Raw genomic sequence first — 16,503 nt, 5'->3', positions numbered from 1 at the left:
TCCCGCGCGGGGCGTGCCCGGCGTGCAGACGTGCGGACGACGCGGGTACACTGGAGGGATGCTGGTGTATCACCTTCCGGGAACGTTCGAGACGCGCGAGGATCACCTCGACCTGCTGTGGGAGGCCGGGGCGACCGGTCTGGAGGAACGTGCCGGGCTGATCCGCGCGTACTTCGACGAGGAGACCGAGCTGCCCGAGGCGATCCGGGACGGCGAGTGGCGGCAGGAGGCGGATCAGGACTGGCTGGCGGAGTTCAAGGCGAACCTGCGCCCGGTGCAGGCGGGCCGCGTGACGATCGTGCCGCCGTGGCTGCGCGCCGAGATTCCAGCCACGCAGGTGGGACTGGTCATCGAGCCGGGGATGGCCTTCGGGACGGGGCACCACGCGACGACCCGCATGGCGGTGGAGGCCCTATCGGACCTGAACCTGGACGGGCAGACCATCCTGGACGTCGGGACCGGGAGTGGCGTGCTGGCGATCGCGGGCGCGCTGCTGGGCGCGGAGTACGCGCTGGGCGTGGATATCGACCCGATCACGATCCCGATTGCCGAGGAGAACGCGCGGGACAACGCGGTGCCGGAAGGCCGGACGGCGTTCATGGTGGGGACGCTGGGCGACGACCTGCCGGGTGACGTGGTCGCGGACGGCGTGTTCGACGTGCTCGTGGCGAACCTGTACGCGGAACTGCACGACCTGCTGGTCGGGGCGTACGTGGGACACCTGCGCCCCGGCGGACCACTGATCCTGACCGGCATCCTGACCGGGAAGCTGCCGCTGGTGCAAGGCGCGCTGGACCGCGAGGGGTTCACGGACGTGCAGGTCCGCACGGATGGCGAGTGGGCGCTCGTGACCGCCCGCGCGGGCGAATGACGGACGCCCCTGCGAGGCTGCCCCGGCACCGCCTGCGGGTGGACGCCCTGACGGACACCATGACGCTCGGGCCGGGCGAGGCGCGGCACCTGCACGTCCTGCGCCTGAACGCGGGCGACACCGTGCGCGTGTTCGACGGGCGCGGCGCGGAAGCCCTGGCCGAGATCGCCGAACTGAACGAGGTGCGCGCCGTGCTGACCCTGGGCGACGCCATCGAGGGAGCCGCCGAGACCCCCTGGCCGCTAACCGTCGCGGTGGCGCTGCTGAAGGCCGACAAGCTGTCCGACGTGGTGCGCGCCGCGACCGAACTGGGCGCCGCGCAGATCCAGCTGCTCGTGACCGCCCGCGCGGACGTCCGCGAGATCGGCGATCAGAAACTCGTGCGCCTGAACCGCGTGGCGCAGGAGGCCGCGAAGCAGTCCCGCCGCGCCGTCGTCCCCCCCGTCCTGGCCCCGGTGCCGCTGGCCCGCTTCCAGCCGGAGGGCCTGACGCTCGTCGCGCAGCCCGGCTCGAAAGTCCGCGTGGCCGACGTCGTCACCTGGGACGCCCCGGTCACGATCATCACCGGCCCGGAAGGCGGCCTGACCGACGCCGAGGTGCAGACGCTCGTACAGGGCGGCGCGCACGCCGTCACGCTCGGCCCACGCATCCTCCGCGCGGAGACGGCCCCCGTGGCGCTGCTGGGGGCCATCGCCGCACTGGGGCTGTAGGTCCTCTCCCCTACGCGCTGAGGGCCGTGCCGGTGGGCACGAGTTGCCGCCAGGAGTGGACGCTGCCGATCTGCACTGTCACGAAGCGTTCCAGGGCGCGCCACAGCGCGGGGCGCTGCTCGGCGGGCAGGGGGGCGTCCATGCTGGCGCGGACGGTGCGGCGGGCGACGTTCCGCAGGAAGTCCAGGCTGGGGTCCGGGTAGGCAGGCAGCGCCGCGCAACTGCCGCACAGCAGCTGGCCGCCGAGCGGGTCGGGGTGCGTGGGGTGATCCTGCGCGCAGCGGGCGCAGCGGGCCGTCTGCGGGATGAACCCCGCCAGGGCCAGGAGTTTGTAGCTCATGACGAGCGCCACCCATTCCGGGTCCGGCTGGTGCGCGACGCCGCGCAGGGCGCCCGCGAACAGCTCGAAGGCCTGCTCGCTGAATTCCCCTTCCTGGTACAGCGCCTCGGCGAACTCGGCCAGCAGGTGCGCGAAGGCGTACCGTTCGGGCTGCGCCAAGGTGGGCAGCGCGCCCTCCAGCACGGCCTGCTGCACGCTGGCGAGGTCGTTCTGCGGTCCCTGGTACACCTGCATGCCCACGTGATGGAAGAGGTTCAGGCGGCTGGACAACGGCCCGCGCACGCCGCCGCGCGCGACGGCCTTCAGTTTGCCCTGCGGGGTCAGCAGGGTGACGAGGATGTCCCCGGCGGGCGTCACGCGCCGCCGGATGACGATGCCACTGCGGTTGGCGGTTCGAGACCTCACTGGTGCCCAGGATAGCGCCGGGGGGCGCGCCGGGGCTGTGCCTCTTTCCACCATCGGGGGCGGCGGGTGGCCCTACACTGCCTCTCATGAATGATCCGCACCGCAAGACCCGTGAGCAGGCGCACAGCGTGCAGGATCTGCTGCGGGAACTGTTCCCCGGGACGCACCGTGAACTGTTCGGCGAGCGGGATTCGGGCGCGCCGCCCACCCTGGGCCTGTACCCGGTCGCGGATGGGCGGCTGGCACTGGTGCACGGGAATCAGCTGGCGGAGTTCACGCCCATCGAGCAGAAGGGCAGGAACGCGCTGCACTGCGACCTGTGCCACTACACCCGCAGTCGCTCGGAGGCGTTGATGTACCGGGTGACGATCGCGGCGCGCCGGACGCGGTACGTGACGCTGTGCACGCCCACGGAGGCGTGTCAGGGCCGGGCGGGCGCGCGGGGACTGGAGGCCTTCGCGGACCGCATCTTCCCCATCGAGCCGGTCGGTCCGGACGACCACTGACCGCTGCGCTCTGAAAAGCGGGGGCGGAGGTGTACACGACCTCCGCCCCCCCTGATTGGTCTGCGGTCAGGGCAGGGTGAGGGTGGTCAGCAGCGCGTAGTGGTCGCTGATCTTCGGGTCGTCCTGCCGGACGCGTTCGGCGCCATGGTTCAGGCCCGCCGAGTAGAAGTAGTAGTCGATGGTCCGGTCGGGTTTGCCGACGGCGGGGTCGTTGGGGTAGTGGGTGATGAACGCGGGGTTGCCGCTGTCGATCTGGGCGGGGCTGGGGAACGACGCGTACTTGGCGGTCAGGGGGGCGAGTTCGGTGTCGGGGTTGAAGTACGCCTTCTCGCGGTCGCGCAGGCGGTCGTACGCGGCGCGGGTGCCCAGGAGGTTGAAGTCCCCGCCGATCACCCAGGGGGCGCTCGTGCGGCCGAGCAGGTCACCGATGAACGCCACCTGCCTCCGCATGGTGTCGCAGCCCTGCGCGAAGGCGTCCATGTGGGTGTTGAAGACACTCAGGGGCTGGCCGCCCTGCACGGGCAGGGTCACGCCCAGCACGGCGCGTTTGAAGTTGAACGCGACCGTGACGGGGTCCCCGCAGATGCGCGGCAGCTGGTAGCGGGTGGCGCTGTCCATGCGGTACCGGCTGAGCGTGGACAGGCTCAGGCCCACCCTGCCCATGATGCTGGGGTGCGGCACGAACGTCGCGCGGTGGTAGTACGTGGTGGCGGCGCACGGGTACGCGCCGTCCAGTTTCGCCTGGATCAGGGCCAGCTGATCGGCGTAGTCGGTGCGCCTGCTGTCCCGGTCCACCTCCTGCAGCAGGACGAGGTCGGGGTTCTCCTCGCGGATGGCCTGCGTGACCTCCCCCAGGGTCCGGGCGATGCTCTGGGGGCTGGGGCGGGTGTCGGGGCCGTCCCCGGCGAGGGTGTCGTAGAAGAACACGTACCCGCGCCCGGCGAGGTACTGCACGTTCCAGTTCATGACGCGCACGTCCTGCCCGGCCTTCAGGGTGGGGGCCGTGGCGGGGCAGGTCAGGTCGGCGGCCTGTTCGGGTTTCGGGTGGTCGGTCAGGGCATACACGACGCCCGCCAAGACGGCAACGAGGACGATCAGGCCAGCCAGGAGGCGCGGCAGCCACCGCGTCAGGATTCGGTTCATGGTGCGAGCAGGATACGGCACCCTGCACCGGGTTCAACAGGCGGCCGGGGGTACCGTCTGGAACGGGCAGCGGCGTGGGGGCGTACCTGGACGCGATGTCCCTCGCTGCTCCGCCGATCCTCGCCGCCCCGCCGTTCACGCTGGAGGTCGCGGGGCGGCCCCTCGCGCGCGTTCCGGAACTGAATCTGCAGCCCGGCGAGGTGCTGCACCTGTGGGGGCCGAACGGGGCGGGCAAGACGACCCTGCTGCACGTCCTGGCCGGGGAGCGACCGGGCGGCGAGGTGCGGGTGCTGGGCGGCGCGCCGGGTTCGCGGGGCACGCGGGCGGACACGGCGTGGGTCCCGACGGACGCGGCCCTGCCGGACGACCTGACGGTCGCGGAGGGCCTGACGTTCCTGGCGGCGCTGTGGACCCGCCCGGCCGCGCCGCTGCTGGCACTGGCGGACTCGCTGGGGCTGTCGCGCTGGCTGGACGCGTGGCCCGCCGAGCTGTCGCGCGGCACGCGGCAGAAGGTCGCGCTGAGCGGCGCGCTGGGGCTGGGCTGCGCGCTGACGCTGCTGGACGAACCGTTCGGAACGCTGGACACCACCTCGCGCGTGGCGCTGCTGGACGCGATCCGGGCGCGGGCGGCGGCGGGTGGGGCGCTGATCGTCACGACTCACGGCGAGGAACTCGCGAGGCTGCCGGTCCGCCGCGTGACCCTGGAGCCCGCGTGACCCCCGCCGACCGTGCGTGGCTGGTCTGGTGGTGGCGGTCGGCGCGGCAGGAGCTGGCGTGGACGTGGAGTGCGTGGCGGCTGGGCGGCGTGCCGCTGATGCTGGCGTTCCTGCTGGGCTGCGCGGGCGTGGCGGTGCTCAGCGTGTGGCCCCTGCTGCCCGGCCTGGTTCTGTGTGTGGTCCTGCTGGCCTGGAGTGCGCCGCTGTGGCCGCTGGCGCTGAGCCTGCCGTGGCTGGGCGCGGGTGGCCGGATGCCGCGCGGCGTGCAGCATGTCCGGCGGCTGGCCGGGCGGTCCGGGTGGCCAGTCACGGCTCTGGCGGCGCTGCCGCTGCTGGCCCTGCTGCACCCGGTCATGCTGCCGGTGGGGGCCGCGCTGGTCGTGCTGGGGGCCGGGTGGCACTGGGCGCGGACGCTCGCGGACGATCTGCCCCCACGCCTGCTCGTGCAGCTGGAGGTGGAGGCGGTGCGGGCCGGGGCGCAACGGTTCGGGCTGCCCGTGCCGGACGTGGACGCCGATGGGCGGCTGCCGCCGCGTCGCTGGGCACCCAGGCTGCGCCGCGCGTCTCCGCTGGGGGCTCCGTGGTGGCGGGGTGCGCTGCAGCTCACGCGCCGTCGTTCCCGGCTCCTGGCGGGCGTATTGGGCGCGGCGCTGGCCGGGGCAGGGATGGCGCTGGGGCAGCCGGTCGTGGCGGGTCTGCTGCTGGTCCCGGCGCTGGGTCTGCGGACGCCGACTCATCTGCCGTTCGCGCCGGTGCCGCGCCGCCGGGCGCGGCTGGCGGGGCACCTCCCGGCAGCGCTGACGCTGGGCGAGTCGGTGGGGGACCCGGCGGTGGCGGCGCAGCTGGAGCACGCGGCGGCGATGGCACCGGGGGTGGTCGGGGCGCTGCTGGGTGGCTTCGGGGTGGCGGGACTGGCCCTGCTGGCGCTGGGCTGGGTGACGCTGGGCGGACTGAAACCGGTCTGATTCGGTATAGGGCACCCGACCCTCCCTGACTCATGAAGGGAGGACCCCCGTCCCTGGCCACCCGGGCCGCTAGAGTGCCCGTCATGTTGGCGGTGCTGATCGTGCTGGGAACCGTGGCGCTGGTGGTCTGGCAGCCGCGTGGGCTGGGGGCGGCGCGCGCCGCGACGCTGGGCGCGGTGGTGGCGCTGCTGGCGGGCGTGGTGCACCTATCGGACCTGCCCACCCTCTGGGGCGCCACGTGGAACGCCACGCTGACGCTGGTGGGCCTGATCGTCCTGAGTCTGCTGCTGGACGCGGCGGGGCTGTTCCGCTGGGCGGCGCTGCACGTGGCGCGCTGGGGGGGCGGGAGTGGTCGGCGGCTGCTGGCGCTGCTGGTGGGGCTGTGCGCGGTGGTGGCGGCGCTGTTCGCGAACGACGGTGGGGTGCTGATCCTCACGCCGATCGTGCTGGAACTGGCGGGCGCGCTGCGCGTGAGCCGCGCGGCGACGTTGACGCTGGCGGTGGCGGTGGGGTTCGTGGTGGACGCGGCGAGTCTGCCGCTGACGATCAGCAACCTGACGAACATCATCGCGGCGGACGCGTTCCGCATCAGTTTCGGCGGGTACGCGGGCGTGATGCTGCCCGTGAATCTGGTGGTGGTCGCGGCATGCCTGGGGACGCTGCTGCTGTTCTATGGGCGGACCCCGCCGCGCCGGTATGACGTGGCGGATCTGCCCGCGCCCGGCAGCGCGGTGCGGTCGTGGGGCGTGTTCCGCGCGGGCTGGCTGGTCACGCCGCTGCTGCTGGCCGGGGCGTTCCTGGCCGAGGGGGTGGGCGTGCCCCTCAGCGCGGTCGTGGCGGTGTGCGCGGGGCTGGTGTGGGTGGTCGCGGCGCGCAGCGCCCACGTGGGGACGCGGGCGGTGCTGCGGGCCGCGCCGTGGAACGTGGTGGCGTTCAGTCTGGCGATGTACACGGTGGTGTACGGCCTGCGCGGTGCGGGCGTGACCGGCGCGTACGGGGCGTGGCTCTCGGGCTGGGCGGCGCACGGGACGGGCGCGGCGGTGTTCGCGTCGGGCCTCAGCGTGGCGGGGCTCAGCGCGGGGCTGAACAACCTCCCGGCGCTGCTCACGGCGATCCTGGGCATCCAGGGCAGCGGCGTGGAGGGCGCGGCGCGTGAGGCGCTGGTGTTCGGCGCGGTGGTGGGTGCGGATATCGGGCCGAAGCTCACGCCGATCGGGAGTCTGGCGACGCTGCTGTGGCTGCACGTCCTGCGCGGGCGGGGGCTGGAGGTCGGCTGGGGCGAGTACCTGCGCGCCGGGCTGCGCCTGACCCCACCGGTGCTGCTGGCGGGGCTGCTGGCGCTGTGGGTGCGCCTGAGCGTGGGGTGACGGCCGGGCGGGTTGGTCGGGTGAAGGTTCCTTCATCTGGTTCACGTGGGCGGCTGCGTGTGGGCCTTCCGGGGCGGGCCGCTGCGGGTGGAGGCGCGCCGGGACGCACGGCAGGCCCACCTCATGCCCATGCGGGAAATTTCACATCGATTCTGGCGGGGCGGGATATGGTGGGCGGATCGTGAGTCTGGTGTTTGACTGGTCGGCGCTGCGTGCCCTCACGGACGGGCCGGGTACCGGTGGCGTCCTGAGGCGTGAGCCGTCGGATTTCCGCGTGGAGGAACTCCCCGCCTACCCCCTGAGTGGCGAGGGGGATTTCGTGTTCGTGCAGCTGGAGAAGACCGGCCACACGACCGCGCACGTGCTGCGGGAGCTGAGCGCCCAGCTGGGCGTGCGCGACCGGGACGTGGGCGTGGCAGGTCTGAAGGATAGGCACGCGGTCACCTCGCAGTGGATCAGCCTGCCCGTCAAGTTCGAGGAGCGGCTCGCGGCGTTCAGCATGGACGGCGTGCGCGTGCTGGACACGCAGCGGCACGGGAACAAGCTGGCGATGGGGCACCTGAGCGGCAATCGCTTCCGGGTGCGGGTACGGGACGCGGCGGGCCGGGCCGACGAGGCCGCCGGGACGCTGGCAGAGCTGGTCGCGCGGGGCGTGCCGAACTACTTCGGGCCGCAGCGCTTCGGGCTGGGCGGCGTCAACGCCGAGGAGGGCCTGCGCGTCGTGCGCGGCGAGTCGCGCGTCCGGGACCCGCGGGTGCGGCGCTTCCTGACGAGCGCCCTGCAGAGCGTGGTGTTCAACGCCTTCGTCAGCCGCCGCCTGGACCGGGGCGTGTTCGACGCGCTGCTGGCCGGGGACATGGCGAAGAAGCACGACACGGGCGGCGTGTTCAGCGTGCAGGACGCCGCCGCCGAGACGCCGCGTGCCCAGCGGGGCGAGGTGAGTGCCACCGGCACGCTGTTCGGCCGGAAGGTCAAACCGCTGACGCTGGACGCCGGTGACCTGGAACGCGCGGTGCTGGACGAACTGGGCCTGACGCCCGAGATGTTCGGCAGTCGCAAGGGGGACCGCCGCCTGACCCGGGTGTTCCCGCAGGACGCGCAGGTGACGCCCGAGGAGGACGGCTTCACGCTGTCGTTCACGCTGCCCAAGGGCAGTTTCGCCACGAGTGTGCTGCGCGAGGTCATGAAGACCAGCGTGGACGCCGCCGCGCCTGAACTGGACGGCACGGGCGATGAGGAGGCAGCGGAATGAACGTCAGGACCCTCTTGTGCGCGGCGCTGCTGGCACTGTCCCCTGCGGCGCAGGCGAACGCGCCGCAGCCGATCACCCTGAAGCTGCTGCGTGAGGGCGTGCTGGTGTCCGGCACACTGAAAATGGCCCGTCCGGACGAGCTGCTGGGCGTCTGGAGCAGTTCGGGCCGCGCGCGCCTGATGCGCTGCGAGCCGCGCTGCAAGGTCGTCCCGAGTCTCGCCGTGCCCGGCCTGCTGACGCTGGGCCCGGACGCGCGGGCGCGGGTGGTGCTGGGCGGCACGTTCAAGGTCGGGCAGCGGGTGGGGCTGGTGTTCCGCCTGAAGAACTCGCAGATCCTGAGCGTGCAGGCCGTCGTCACGCGGTAGAGGCCGGGGCGGATGCCGGACACGCCGGACCTGCGGGCCGCGTTCCTGGGCAGCACGTACGGGCGGGCCGGGGCGCGCCTGCGGCTCTGTCACGCCGCGCCGGGCGTCCTGCCGGACTGGAGCGCGCCGGGGGGATGCTGGGCGATCGTGACCGCGTGGAACCCGGCGGGCCGGATGGCGGACGCGGGCCTGAACGCGCGGCGGCAGGCTGAACTGGCCGGGGAGGTCGGGCGGTGGTCTCCCCTGCCCGGCTGGAACGGGGAGGGCAGGTGGCGTGAGGACACGCTGATCCTGCGCGGGGTGCCGCTGCGCGAGGCGGCGCGGCTGGGGCGCCGGTTCGGGCAGGCGGCGGTCGTGTGGGGCGTGGGCGGGCGGGCGGCGCTGGTGTGGCTGGACGACCGTACCGCACCCACAGGGCTGCGGATCGAGCGGCTGTGCATCGAGAGGCTGTGGCTGCGCCGGGCCGATTCGCCCGGAGCGGATTCACCCGGTCCAGCGGATTGTGGCTATACTGCCGGATTGTGACGCTGGACGCGACCGACGCCATCTCGCCGCTGGGGGTGCTGCCCCCGCCGGGCCCCACCTGCATTCACCTGCCGCTGGACGTGACGCCCGAGGGGCTGGCGCGGCACGCGGTGGGCCTCGCGAACGCGCGGGGCGGGACGGTGCTGGTCGGTGTGGACGCCGTGTCCGGCAGCGCGCGGGACGCGGGGGAGTTGCATCCGCTGATGATCACGCACGCGATCTTCGAACTGTCCGGCGGGCGGTTGACGGTGAACGTGCAGCATCACCGCCTGCCGGGCGGGGCGCGGGTGCTGGCGGTGTTCGTGCCGCACGCGCCGTACGTGCTGGCCGCGCCGGACGGCTCGGTGATCACCTGGGACGGCGCGCATCTCGTGCCGGTCACGCCGGGCGAGTCGGAACCGGTCGCGGATCAGGATTTCACGGCGACCGTCCCGCCGGACGCGTCCCTGGCGGACCTGGACCCGGCGGAGGTCGCGCGGCTGCGCGGGCTGGGCCGCCGGGCGAGCGCGGCGAACCTCCCGGACCTGGATTTCCTGCGGGAACTGGGCCTGCTGATTCCCAGTGGCGGGGCGCTGCGGCCCACGCTGGCGGCGATCCTGCTTGCGGGCACCCCGGCGGCGCTGCGGGCGCACGTGCCGCAGTCGGAGGTGTGTTTCTACCACCACCAGACGACCGACGTGGAGTTCCAGTTCCGGGAGGACCTGCTGCGGCCCATTCCGGCGCTGCTGACGCGACTGGCGGAACTGATCCAGGCCCGGAACCGCTTCACGCCGGTTCAGGTGGGCCTGTTCCGCATCGAGGTGTGGGATCAGGACGAGGTCGTGTACCGCGAGGCCCTCCTGAACGCCCTGACGCACCGGGATTACACGCTGCGGGACGCGGTACACGTGCATCACTTCCCGGACCGCCTGGAGATCATGAACCCGGGTGGGCTGCCGGGTGGGATCACGCCGGGGAACATCCTGCGGCATCAGCCCAAGCGCCGCAATCCGCTGCTGGCGGAGTCCCTGGCGCGCCTGGGGCTGGTCGAGCGGGCCGGGGTGGGCGTGGACAAGATGTACTCCCTGATGCTGCGGCACGGGAAGGAACCGCCGGAGTACACCACGTACCCGGATTCGGTGACTCTGGCGCTGCACTCGCCGGGGTTCGACGCGGAGTTCGTGCGCTTCGTGGCGCGCAAGCAGGAGGACATGCAGACGCTCTCGCTGGACGTCCTGATCGTCCTGAGCCTGCTGGCGCGCGAGGGTGAGGCGACCCGCGCGGCGCTGGCCCGCGCGTTGCAACTCCCGGAGGACCGCACGCCACGCCTGCTGCGCGGCATGGAGGAGCACGGCCTGATCCGCCGCGCCGGGGTGGGCCGCGGCATCGCGTACGTCCTGAGTGACGAGGTGCGGGGCGCGCTGGGCCGCCCGGCGCTGCCTGTCATCGAGGCTGCGCCGCCCGCGCTGGCCGCCACTGCTGCCGTGGTCGCCCCTGTGGCGGTCCCGGCGACGCCCGTGCCTGCGCCGGAACCCGTTCAGCCTGCCGCGCCGAAGGTCGCGCGGGCTCCGCGCCGCCCATCTGACAGCAGTGGCCCGAACACGGCCGAGGTCCGCGCGATCGCACTGGCCCTGGCGCGCGAACACGGCCGGGTGCGGAACGTGGACCTGCGCGGGGCGTGCGGCATCACCACGCAGCAGGCGTGGCGGACCCTGCGGCGACTGGTGCAGGACGGCCTGCTGCGCAAGCTGGGGACCGGAACGCGCGACGCGGCGTACGAACTGCTCAGCTGATTGGGCGGTACAGTCGGACCCGTGAGTTCCTTCGACGAGTTGCAGGCGGTGATCCGGCGCGGCGCGCAGGCCCGGCAGGCGGAGGTGCAGGCCTGCGAGGGATTCCTGACGCTGCTGTACCACGCGCTGCGCGCCGCGAGCGGGCCGGGGTTGCCGCTGAACAACGTCAGCATGGACCCGGCGCCGGACCCGCAGGAGGTCCTGCGGCCCGCGCCGCTGGGCTCCTGGCACGCGGCCCGGTACCGGCTGGGCCTGTGCGAGGTGCTCGTGCGGGTGCGCCGGGTGGACGGCGCATTCCGCGGTGAGTACGGGCTGGGCGAGGGCTTCCGGGTGGACGACGTGACCGAGGAGAGCGTGCTGCGGCTGGCGCGGCAGCTGCTGCGGGACGTGATCCAGATGTACGGGGGGGCGCAGGAGGACGGCGCGCACCTGAACTGACCGTCGTGCGCCGGGGCGGCAGGTGTGATACGGGATTAAATTGACTTGCTTCCGACTTGAACACGTTCCGTTGTCCCCTCTCCCCCTGTGGGACTCGGAGAGCTGCACAGCAGAGAGGGAGGGAGGAGCGAAGTGACGGAAGGGTGAGGGGGCCACCGGGCGACTCCGAACGACGTGGGATCACTTGAATCCCGTGTGACGTGTCGTCCTGTCCTGGCGTGCCACGATGCGGCCATGCATGATCCTTTTTTTGCGGTGCCGTTGCCGGGCCGGGACGAGAGGCGGGCGCGGGGGCGCGCGCTGCGCGGCACGCTGTCCCGGCGGGACCACGCGCTGTTCACGGCGCCCGGACCGCGACCTGAACAGGTGCTGAGCGCCCTGCGCGCGGGGACGGACGGCTGCATGACGCACCTGATCCCGCTGCGGTTCGGGCGGATGGTGGCCAGTCCGTTCGCGTTCTTCCGGGGGACGGCGGCACTCATGGCGGCCGATCTGGCGGGCACGCCGGTGACGGGCGAGCGGGTGCAGGCCAGCGGGGACGCCCACTGCGCGAACTTCGGGGCGTTCGCGACCGGCGAGCGGAATCTGGTGTTCGACCTGAACGATTTCGACGAGACGCTGCGGGCACCCTGGGAGTGGGACGTGCGGCGGCTGGCGGCCAGTCTGGTGCTGGCCGGGCGTGAGGCGGGGCACAGCGAGGCGGACGCCGCGTATGCCGCTCGCAGCGCGGCGCGGGCGTACCGCCTGCATGTCCGCGAGTACGCGGGGCAGCCTCACCTGGACGTCTGGTACGACCGCATCGACGCGTCTGAGGCGCTGGCGGACATGGCGGCCGACGCGCGGGATCACGGCCGGGCGATGTTCGCGAAGGCCAGTACCCGCACGCACCTTCACACCCTGAAGAAGCTGGCGGTGCGGACGCCGGGCGGCTGGCGTCTGCGGGACGATCCGCCTCTGCTGGTGCACACGCCTGACCCGCAGGCGGAGGTCATGCTGGCGGGCGTGCGGGCGAACTACCTGGACAGCGTCGCGCCGGACCGCCGGGAGCTGCTGTCGCGCTACCACCTGGCGGACTGGGCGTTGAAGGTCACGGGTGTCGGCAGTTGCGGGCGGCGGGTGCTGGTCCTGCTGCTGGTCGCCGATGGGGACGACGTGCTGTTCCTGCAGGTGAAGGAGGCGCGGCCGAGCGTGCTGGAGCCGTTCGCCGGGCCGACCTTGGCGCGCAACGCGGCGCACCGGATCGTGCGGGGCCAGCAGCTGATGCAGGCGGCGGCCGATCCGTTCCTGGGCTGGTCGGCGGGCGACGGGTTCTGCGGTTACGTGCGGCAGCTGCGGGACCAGAAGGGCCGCTTCGACCTGCAGTCGGTCTCGCCGCGCACGCTGGAGGAGATCGCCGAGCTGTGCGGCTGGGCGCTGGCCCGCGCGCACGCCCGCACGGGGGACGCGGTGGCGCTGGGCGCGTACCTGGGCCGCCGTGAGACCTTCGATCAGGCGGTGGCGGCCTTCGCGGTGGCGTACGCCGATCAGGCCGAGCGGGATCACGCCGCGCTGACCCAGGCGATCGTGCGGGGTGACCTGGAGGCGGAGGCCGAACCTGTGGCGTGAAATGTTCGGGGACGTGCAGCCTCCCCCGGCTTCACAGGCAGAGGCCCCAGGGGGATAGTCCCTGGGGCCTCTGCCGTCTGGGTTCGGTGGGTTCCTGATCGTGCCCCTGGCGGGCGTCAGCCTTTGACGGCTCCGGCGGTCAGGCCGGACACGATGTTGCGCTGGAACACGAGCACCAGGATGATCAGGGGGATGGTCACGACGATGCTGGCGGCCATGATCTGACCCCACGGCTGGTCGAACTGCGTGGCGCCGGAGTAGTTGGCGATCACGACCGGCACGGTGCGGTTGGTGCTGGTGAAGGTCAGGGCGAACAGGTACTCGTTCCACGCGTTGATGAACGCCAGCAGGCCGGTGGTGACCAGGGCGGGCATCATGACGGGGAACAGCACGAGGAACAGCGTCTGGAGGGGACTGGCGCCGTCCACCAGGGCCGCCTCTTCCAGTTCGCCGGGAATGTCGCGCACGAAGCTGGTCAGCACCCACACGGTGAAGGGGATGGTGAAGATCAGGTACGTGAGGATCAGGCCGACGGGGTTGTTGTACAGGCCCAGGGCGCTGATCAGGGTGTACAGGCCCGACAGCACGGCGATCTGCGGGAAGACGCTGACGGCCAGGATGACGTACATGATGATCTGCTTGCCCTTGAAGCGGAAGCGGCCCAGGGCGTAAGCGGCGAACGAGCCGATCAGCAGGCTGATCAGGACCGAGCCGACGGCGACGATCAGGGAGTACAGCAGGCCGCGCTGGAAGTTCGGGTTGGCGAACACCTGGGTGTAGTTCTGGAAGGTGGTCTCGGCGGCGATGAACTGCGCGGGTTGCAGGAACAGGTCGCCGGGGGAGCGCAGGCTGGTCAGGACCGCCCAGAAGAACGGGGCGAGCAGGTAGAAGGCGATGACCAGCACGAGCAGGTAGAAGGCCGCGCGTTGCAGGTAGTACAGGGCCGGGTTCTTGGTCTTCAGGTTCATGTCGGTCCCCTCATACGGACTCCGATTGAATGGGCTGCAAAGCCCGTTCAATCCGAGCGGATGCGAGAAGGAGAGAAACGGGTTCCGGACGTGCAGCCGGCAATCCGGTGAAGTTCCGGATTGTTGGCGAAACAAACGGAATCCGTATCAGTCGAATTTCACGCGGAACGCGGTGACGTAGATGACGACGATGACCATGATGATCACGAAGATCGCCACACTGACGGCGCTGCCGTAGCCGAGCAGCGAGTTGTCGATCAGGGCCTGCCGGGCGTAGCCGGTCATGCTGGTCGCGGCGGCGTTCACGTTGCCGAGCATCACGGACATGATGTCGAACACGCGTAGGGCGTCCAGGCTGCGGAAGACCAGCGCGACGAGCAGCGCGGGGCGCAGCAGCGGGAGGGTCAGGCGCCAGAACTGCGTCCATTTGCTCGCGCCGTCCATGTCGGCCGCCTCGTACATGTCGCTGGGGAGGCTCTGCAGGCCCGCGAGGATCAGCAGCGCCATGAAGCTGGTGGTCTTCCAGACGTCCACGGCGATCAGGGCCCAGATGGCGCTGTCGGTGTTGGCGAGCAGCGCCTGGCCGCCGAGCAGGCCGCGGCCGATCAGGCCGAAGGTGTCGTTGTACAGGTACGACCACATCTGCGCGGACACGACGGTGGGGATCGCCCAGGGGACCAGCATGGCGGTGCGGAGAATCCCGCGGCCCTTGAAGGTGCTGTTCACGACCAGCGCGATGATCATGCCGAAGATGGTTTCCAGCGTGACGGACACGACGGTGAACAGCAGGGTGTTCTTCACGGCGCCCCACCATTTGGGGTCCTGCAGGAAGCCCAGGGCGACGCCGTCCTCGGTGGTGAACCAGAAGTTCCCCATGCCGATGAAGGTCCGCTGGTCGGGCGTGGTGAGGTTCGCCTCGAACAGCGAGAAGTAGATGGTGCGGTACAGCGGGTAGCCGGCGACCAGGGCGATGGCGATCAGGGTGGGCAGCAGCAGCCAGATGGCCTGCCGGGCGCGGGCGGCTTCGATGCCGCGGGTGCGGACGGGCCGGGTGGGCGCGGTGGGGTTCACGGTCATGCCGGGTGTACCTCCTGTGGAATGCGTTCAGTGTAGGCCGGGGGGTGGGCGTTCAGCGGGGATGAACGCTTTCGCAAGGCAGGAATGGCAAGGGGGGACGCCCCTGGTGGTGGGCGTCCCCCCTCCCCTGCGCGGTGGGTTTACCAGCCGCGGCCCTTGATGCGGTTCAGGTCGCCCGCGAGTTTGGCGACGGCCGCCTGGCCTTTCATCTTGCCGTTCAGGACGTCGCTGACGGCGGTGCTGAAGGCCTGGGAGACCTGGTTGTACTTGCCCTTGGTGGGGCCGGAGGGACGGGCGACGGCGCTGGTGAAGACGCTGTACAGGCTGCCGAAGAAGGGGTTCTTGGCAAGCACGTCCTTGTCCTTGTAGAGGCTCTGGATGGTGGGGTTGTAGGCCCCTTCGATCGCGCGGATCTTCTGCTCGGCGGGACCGGCGAGGTAGCGCACGAGGTCGATGGCGGCGGCCTGGTTCTTGCTGTAGCTGCTCACGCCGAGCTGCCAGCCGCCGAGGGTGGCGGCGTTGCGGCTGCCGCCGCTGGGCAGGGGCGCGACGCCGATCTTGCCCTTGACCTTGCTGTCGTCACCCTGGCCGAGCGCCCAGGCGTAGGGCCAGTTGCGCATGAAGGCGGCGTTGCCGGACTGGAAGATGCCGCGGGCTTCTTCCTCGGCGTAGGTGGTGACGCCGGCGGGGCTGATGGTCTTGATCCAGCTGGCGGCGGTGTCCAGGGCCTTGGCGGCCTGGGCGTTGTTGATGGTGACCTTGCCGGTGGCGTCGACGATGGTGCCGCCGCCGAAGCTGACGACCCATTCCAGGGCGTCGCAGGTCAGGCCTTCGTAGTTCTTGCCCTGCCAGACGAAGCCGGTGAAGGCCTTGTTGGTCTTCTGCTCGCCGGTCTGGATCTTCTTGGCCATCAGGGCCAGCTCGGTCCAGGTTTTGGGGGCGGCGGTGAAGCCGTACTTCTTCAGGAGGTCGGTGCGGTAGTACAGCAGGCCGGCGTCGGTGAACCAGGGCATGGCGACCAGTTTGCCGTTGACGGTGTTGGCGTCGATGATGCCCTTGAAGTGCGCGTTGACTTCAGCGGCGGGCACCTTGCCTTTCAGGTCCACGAAGTGCTGGGCGAGCAGGCCGGGCCAGACGACGTCGAGCTGGTACACGTCGATGTCGCTGCTCTTGGCGGCGAGCTGCTGCTGGTACAGGCCGAGGCGGTCGTTGGTGAGGTTGGGGCTCTCGAAGATCTTGACTTCGTTGCCGGTCTTCTTGGCCCAGCGGGCGGCGCCGGCCTTGCAGAGTTCGAGTTCCTGGCCCACGGCGCCGCAGGCGAGGGTGACGGTGACGGCGCTGGCGTTGCTGCTGAAGGCGATGGCGGCGCTGAGGCTGACGAGTGTGATGACTTTCTTCATGCATCCCCCTTGGTGGGTGCCGGACAGGCCCGGCCCGCTTCTGTGAAGCGGTTCCACGTGTTTCGTTCTTGGTGTGGC

Annotated in this window: 17 protein-coding genes; 12 read left to right on the top strand and 5 right to left on the bottom strand. The window is 71.5% G+C overall.

Going from position 1 to position 16,503, the window contains the following annotated elements; translation table 11 throughout:
- Positions 1 to 58 precede the first annotated feature (58 nt).
- Both DEIGR_RS07490 and DEIGR_RS07485 read left to right on the top strand, forming a co-directional pair.
- Complete coding sequence (locus tag DEIGR_RS07490; protein WP_058976405.1) at positions 59 to 871, top strand: 50S ribosomal protein L11 methyltransferase; 813 nt, start codon at positions 59 to 61, stop codon at positions 869 to 871.
- Positions 868 to 1,581: a 16S rRNA (uracil(1498)-N(3))-methyltransferase gene (locus DEIGR_RS07485; RefSeq protein WP_058976404.1), complete on the top strand. Its 714-nt coding sequence runs from the start codon at positions 868 to 870 to the stop codon at positions 1,579 to 1,581. The genes DEIGR_RS07490 and DEIGR_RS07485 overlap by 4 nt, the downstream gene beginning before the upstream one ends.
- 10 nt (positions 1,582 to 1,591) lie before the next feature.
- Here DEIGR_RS07485 and recO read toward each other — a convergent pair whose 3' ends face one another.
- Positions 1,592 to 2,326: a DNA repair protein RecO gene (recO, locus tag DEIGR_RS07480; protein ID WP_058976403.1), complete on the bottom strand. Its 735-nt coding sequence runs from the start codon at positions 2,324 to 2,326 to the stop codon at positions 1,592 to 1,594.
- An 86-nt stretch (positions 2,327 to 2,412) separates the two neighbouring features.
- On the opposite strand from recO, the gene DEIGR_RS07475 reads away from it, so the two are divergent.
- A complete protein-coding gene (locus DEIGR_RS07475; RefSeq protein ID WP_058976402.1) occupies positions 2,413 to 2,832 on the top strand; it encodes a hypothetical protein in 420 nt (139 codons plus the stop codon).
- Between the two features lie 66 nt (positions 2,833 to 2,898).
- Here DEIGR_RS07475 and DEIGR_RS07470 read toward each other — a convergent pair whose 3' ends face one another.
- On the bottom strand, positions 2,899 to 3,975 hold the full coding sequence (locus tag DEIGR_RS07470; protein ID WP_058976401.1) for an endonuclease/exonuclease/phosphatase family protein: 1,077 nt from the start codon (positions 3,973 to 3,975) through the stop codon (positions 2,899 to 2,901).
- Positions 3,976 to 4,070: 95 nt separating this feature from the next.
- Between DEIGR_RS07470 and DEIGR_RS07465 the strand changes: the two genes are divergently transcribed.
- The 9 genes from DEIGR_RS07465 (at position 4,071) to DEIGR_RS07425 (ending at position 12,980) form a co-directional block, all read left to right on the top strand.
- Positions 4,071 to 4,691 carry an ABC transporter ATP-binding protein gene (locus tag DEIGR_RS07465; RefSeq protein ID WP_153013669.1) on the top strand — a complete coding sequence of 207 codons (621 nt, stop codon included), beginning with the start codon at positions 4,071 to 4,073 and terminating at the stop codon, positions 4,689 to 4,691.
- Entirely contained in the window at positions 4,688 to 5,656 is a 969-nt protein-coding gene (locus DEIGR_RS07460; protein WP_058976399.1) for a hypothetical protein, read from the top strand. The genes DEIGR_RS07465 and DEIGR_RS07460 overlap by 4 nt, the downstream gene beginning before the upstream one ends.
- An 83-nt stretch (positions 5,657 to 5,739) precedes the next feature.
- Complete coding sequence (gene arsB, locus DEIGR_RS07455; RefSeq protein WP_058976398.1) at positions 5,740 to 7,023, top strand: arsenical efflux pump membrane protein ArsB; 1,284 nt, start codon at positions 5,740 to 5,742, stop codon at positions 7,021 to 7,023.
- Positions 7,024 to 7,204: 181 nt separating this feature from the next.
- Positions 7,205 to 8,275, top strand: a complete 1,071-nt coding sequence (gene truD / locus DEIGR_RS07450; RefSeq protein ID WP_058976397.1) for a tRNA pseudouridine(13) synthase TruD — start codon at positions 7,205 to 7,207, stop codon at positions 8,273 to 8,275.
- A complete protein-coding gene (locus tag DEIGR_RS07445; RefSeq protein WP_058976396.1) occupies positions 8,272 to 8,640 on the top strand; it encodes a hypothetical protein in 369 nt (122 codons plus the stop codon). The genes truD and DEIGR_RS07445 overlap by 4 nt, the downstream gene beginning before the upstream one ends.
- A gap of 12 nt (positions 8,641 to 8,652) precedes the next feature.
- The gene (locus DEIGR_RS07440) at positions 8,653 to 9,165 is read left to right on the top strand and encodes a DUF3293 domain-containing protein (protein WP_058976395.1); all 513 of its coding nucleotides are present in this window, start codon (positions 8,653 to 8,655) and stop codon (positions 9,163 to 9,165) included.
- Complete coding sequence (locus tag DEIGR_RS07435) at positions 9,162 to 10,937, top strand: AlbA family DNA-binding domain-containing protein (RefSeq protein WP_058976394.1); 1,776 nt, start codon at positions 9,162 to 9,164, stop codon at positions 10,935 to 10,937. Before DEIGR_RS07440 ends, DEIGR_RS07435 begins: the two co-directional genes overlap by 4 nt.
- Before the next feature lie 21 nt (positions 10,938 to 10,958).
- On the top strand, positions 10,959 to 11,375 hold the full coding sequence (locus DEIGR_RS07430) for a hypothetical protein (protein ID WP_058976393.1): 417 nt from the start codon (positions 10,959 to 10,961) through the stop codon (positions 11,373 to 11,375).
- A gap of 234 nt (positions 11,376 to 11,609) precedes the next feature.
- On the top strand, positions 11,610 to 12,980 hold the full coding sequence (locus DEIGR_RS07425) for a DUF2252 domain-containing protein (RefSeq protein WP_058976392.1): 1,371 nt from the start codon (positions 11,610 to 11,612) through the stop codon (positions 12,978 to 12,980).
- Positions 12,981 to 13,096: 116 nt separating this feature from the next.
- On the opposite strand, the gene DEIGR_RS07420 is transcribed toward DEIGR_RS07425, so the two are convergent.
- The 3 genes from DEIGR_RS07420 to DEIGR_RS07410 form a co-directional block, all read right to left on the bottom strand.
- The gene (locus DEIGR_RS07420; protein ID WP_058976391.1) at positions 13,097 to 13,948 is read right to left on the bottom strand and encodes a carbohydrate ABC transporter permease; all 852 of its coding nucleotides are present in this window, start codon (positions 13,946 to 13,948) and stop codon (positions 13,097 to 13,099) included.
- A 147-nt stretch (positions 13,949 to 14,095) separates the two neighbouring features.
- Positions 14,096 to 15,025 (bottom strand): carbohydrate ABC transporter permease, encoded by a 930-nt coding sequence (locus tag DEIGR_RS07415; protein ID WP_058976390.1) that lies wholly within the window; start codon positions 15,023 to 15,025, stop codon positions 14,096 to 14,098.
- Positions 15,026 to 15,165: 140 nt separating this feature from the next.
- The gene (locus DEIGR_RS07410) at positions 15,166 to 16,425 is read right to left on the bottom strand and encodes an ABC transporter substrate-binding protein (RefSeq protein WP_058976389.1); all 1,260 of its coding nucleotides are present in this window, start codon (positions 16,423 to 16,425) and stop codon (positions 15,166 to 15,168) included.
- Positions 16,426 to 16,503: the final 78 nt, after the last annotated feature.

The sequence above is a fragment of the Deinococcus grandis genome (assembly GCF_001485435.1).
GTDB classification, from domain to species: domain Bacteria; phylum Deinococcota; class Deinococci; order Deinococcales; family Deinococcaceae; genus Deinococcus; species Deinococcus grandis.
This window is presented reverse-complemented; position numbering and strand designations above follow the sequence as displayed.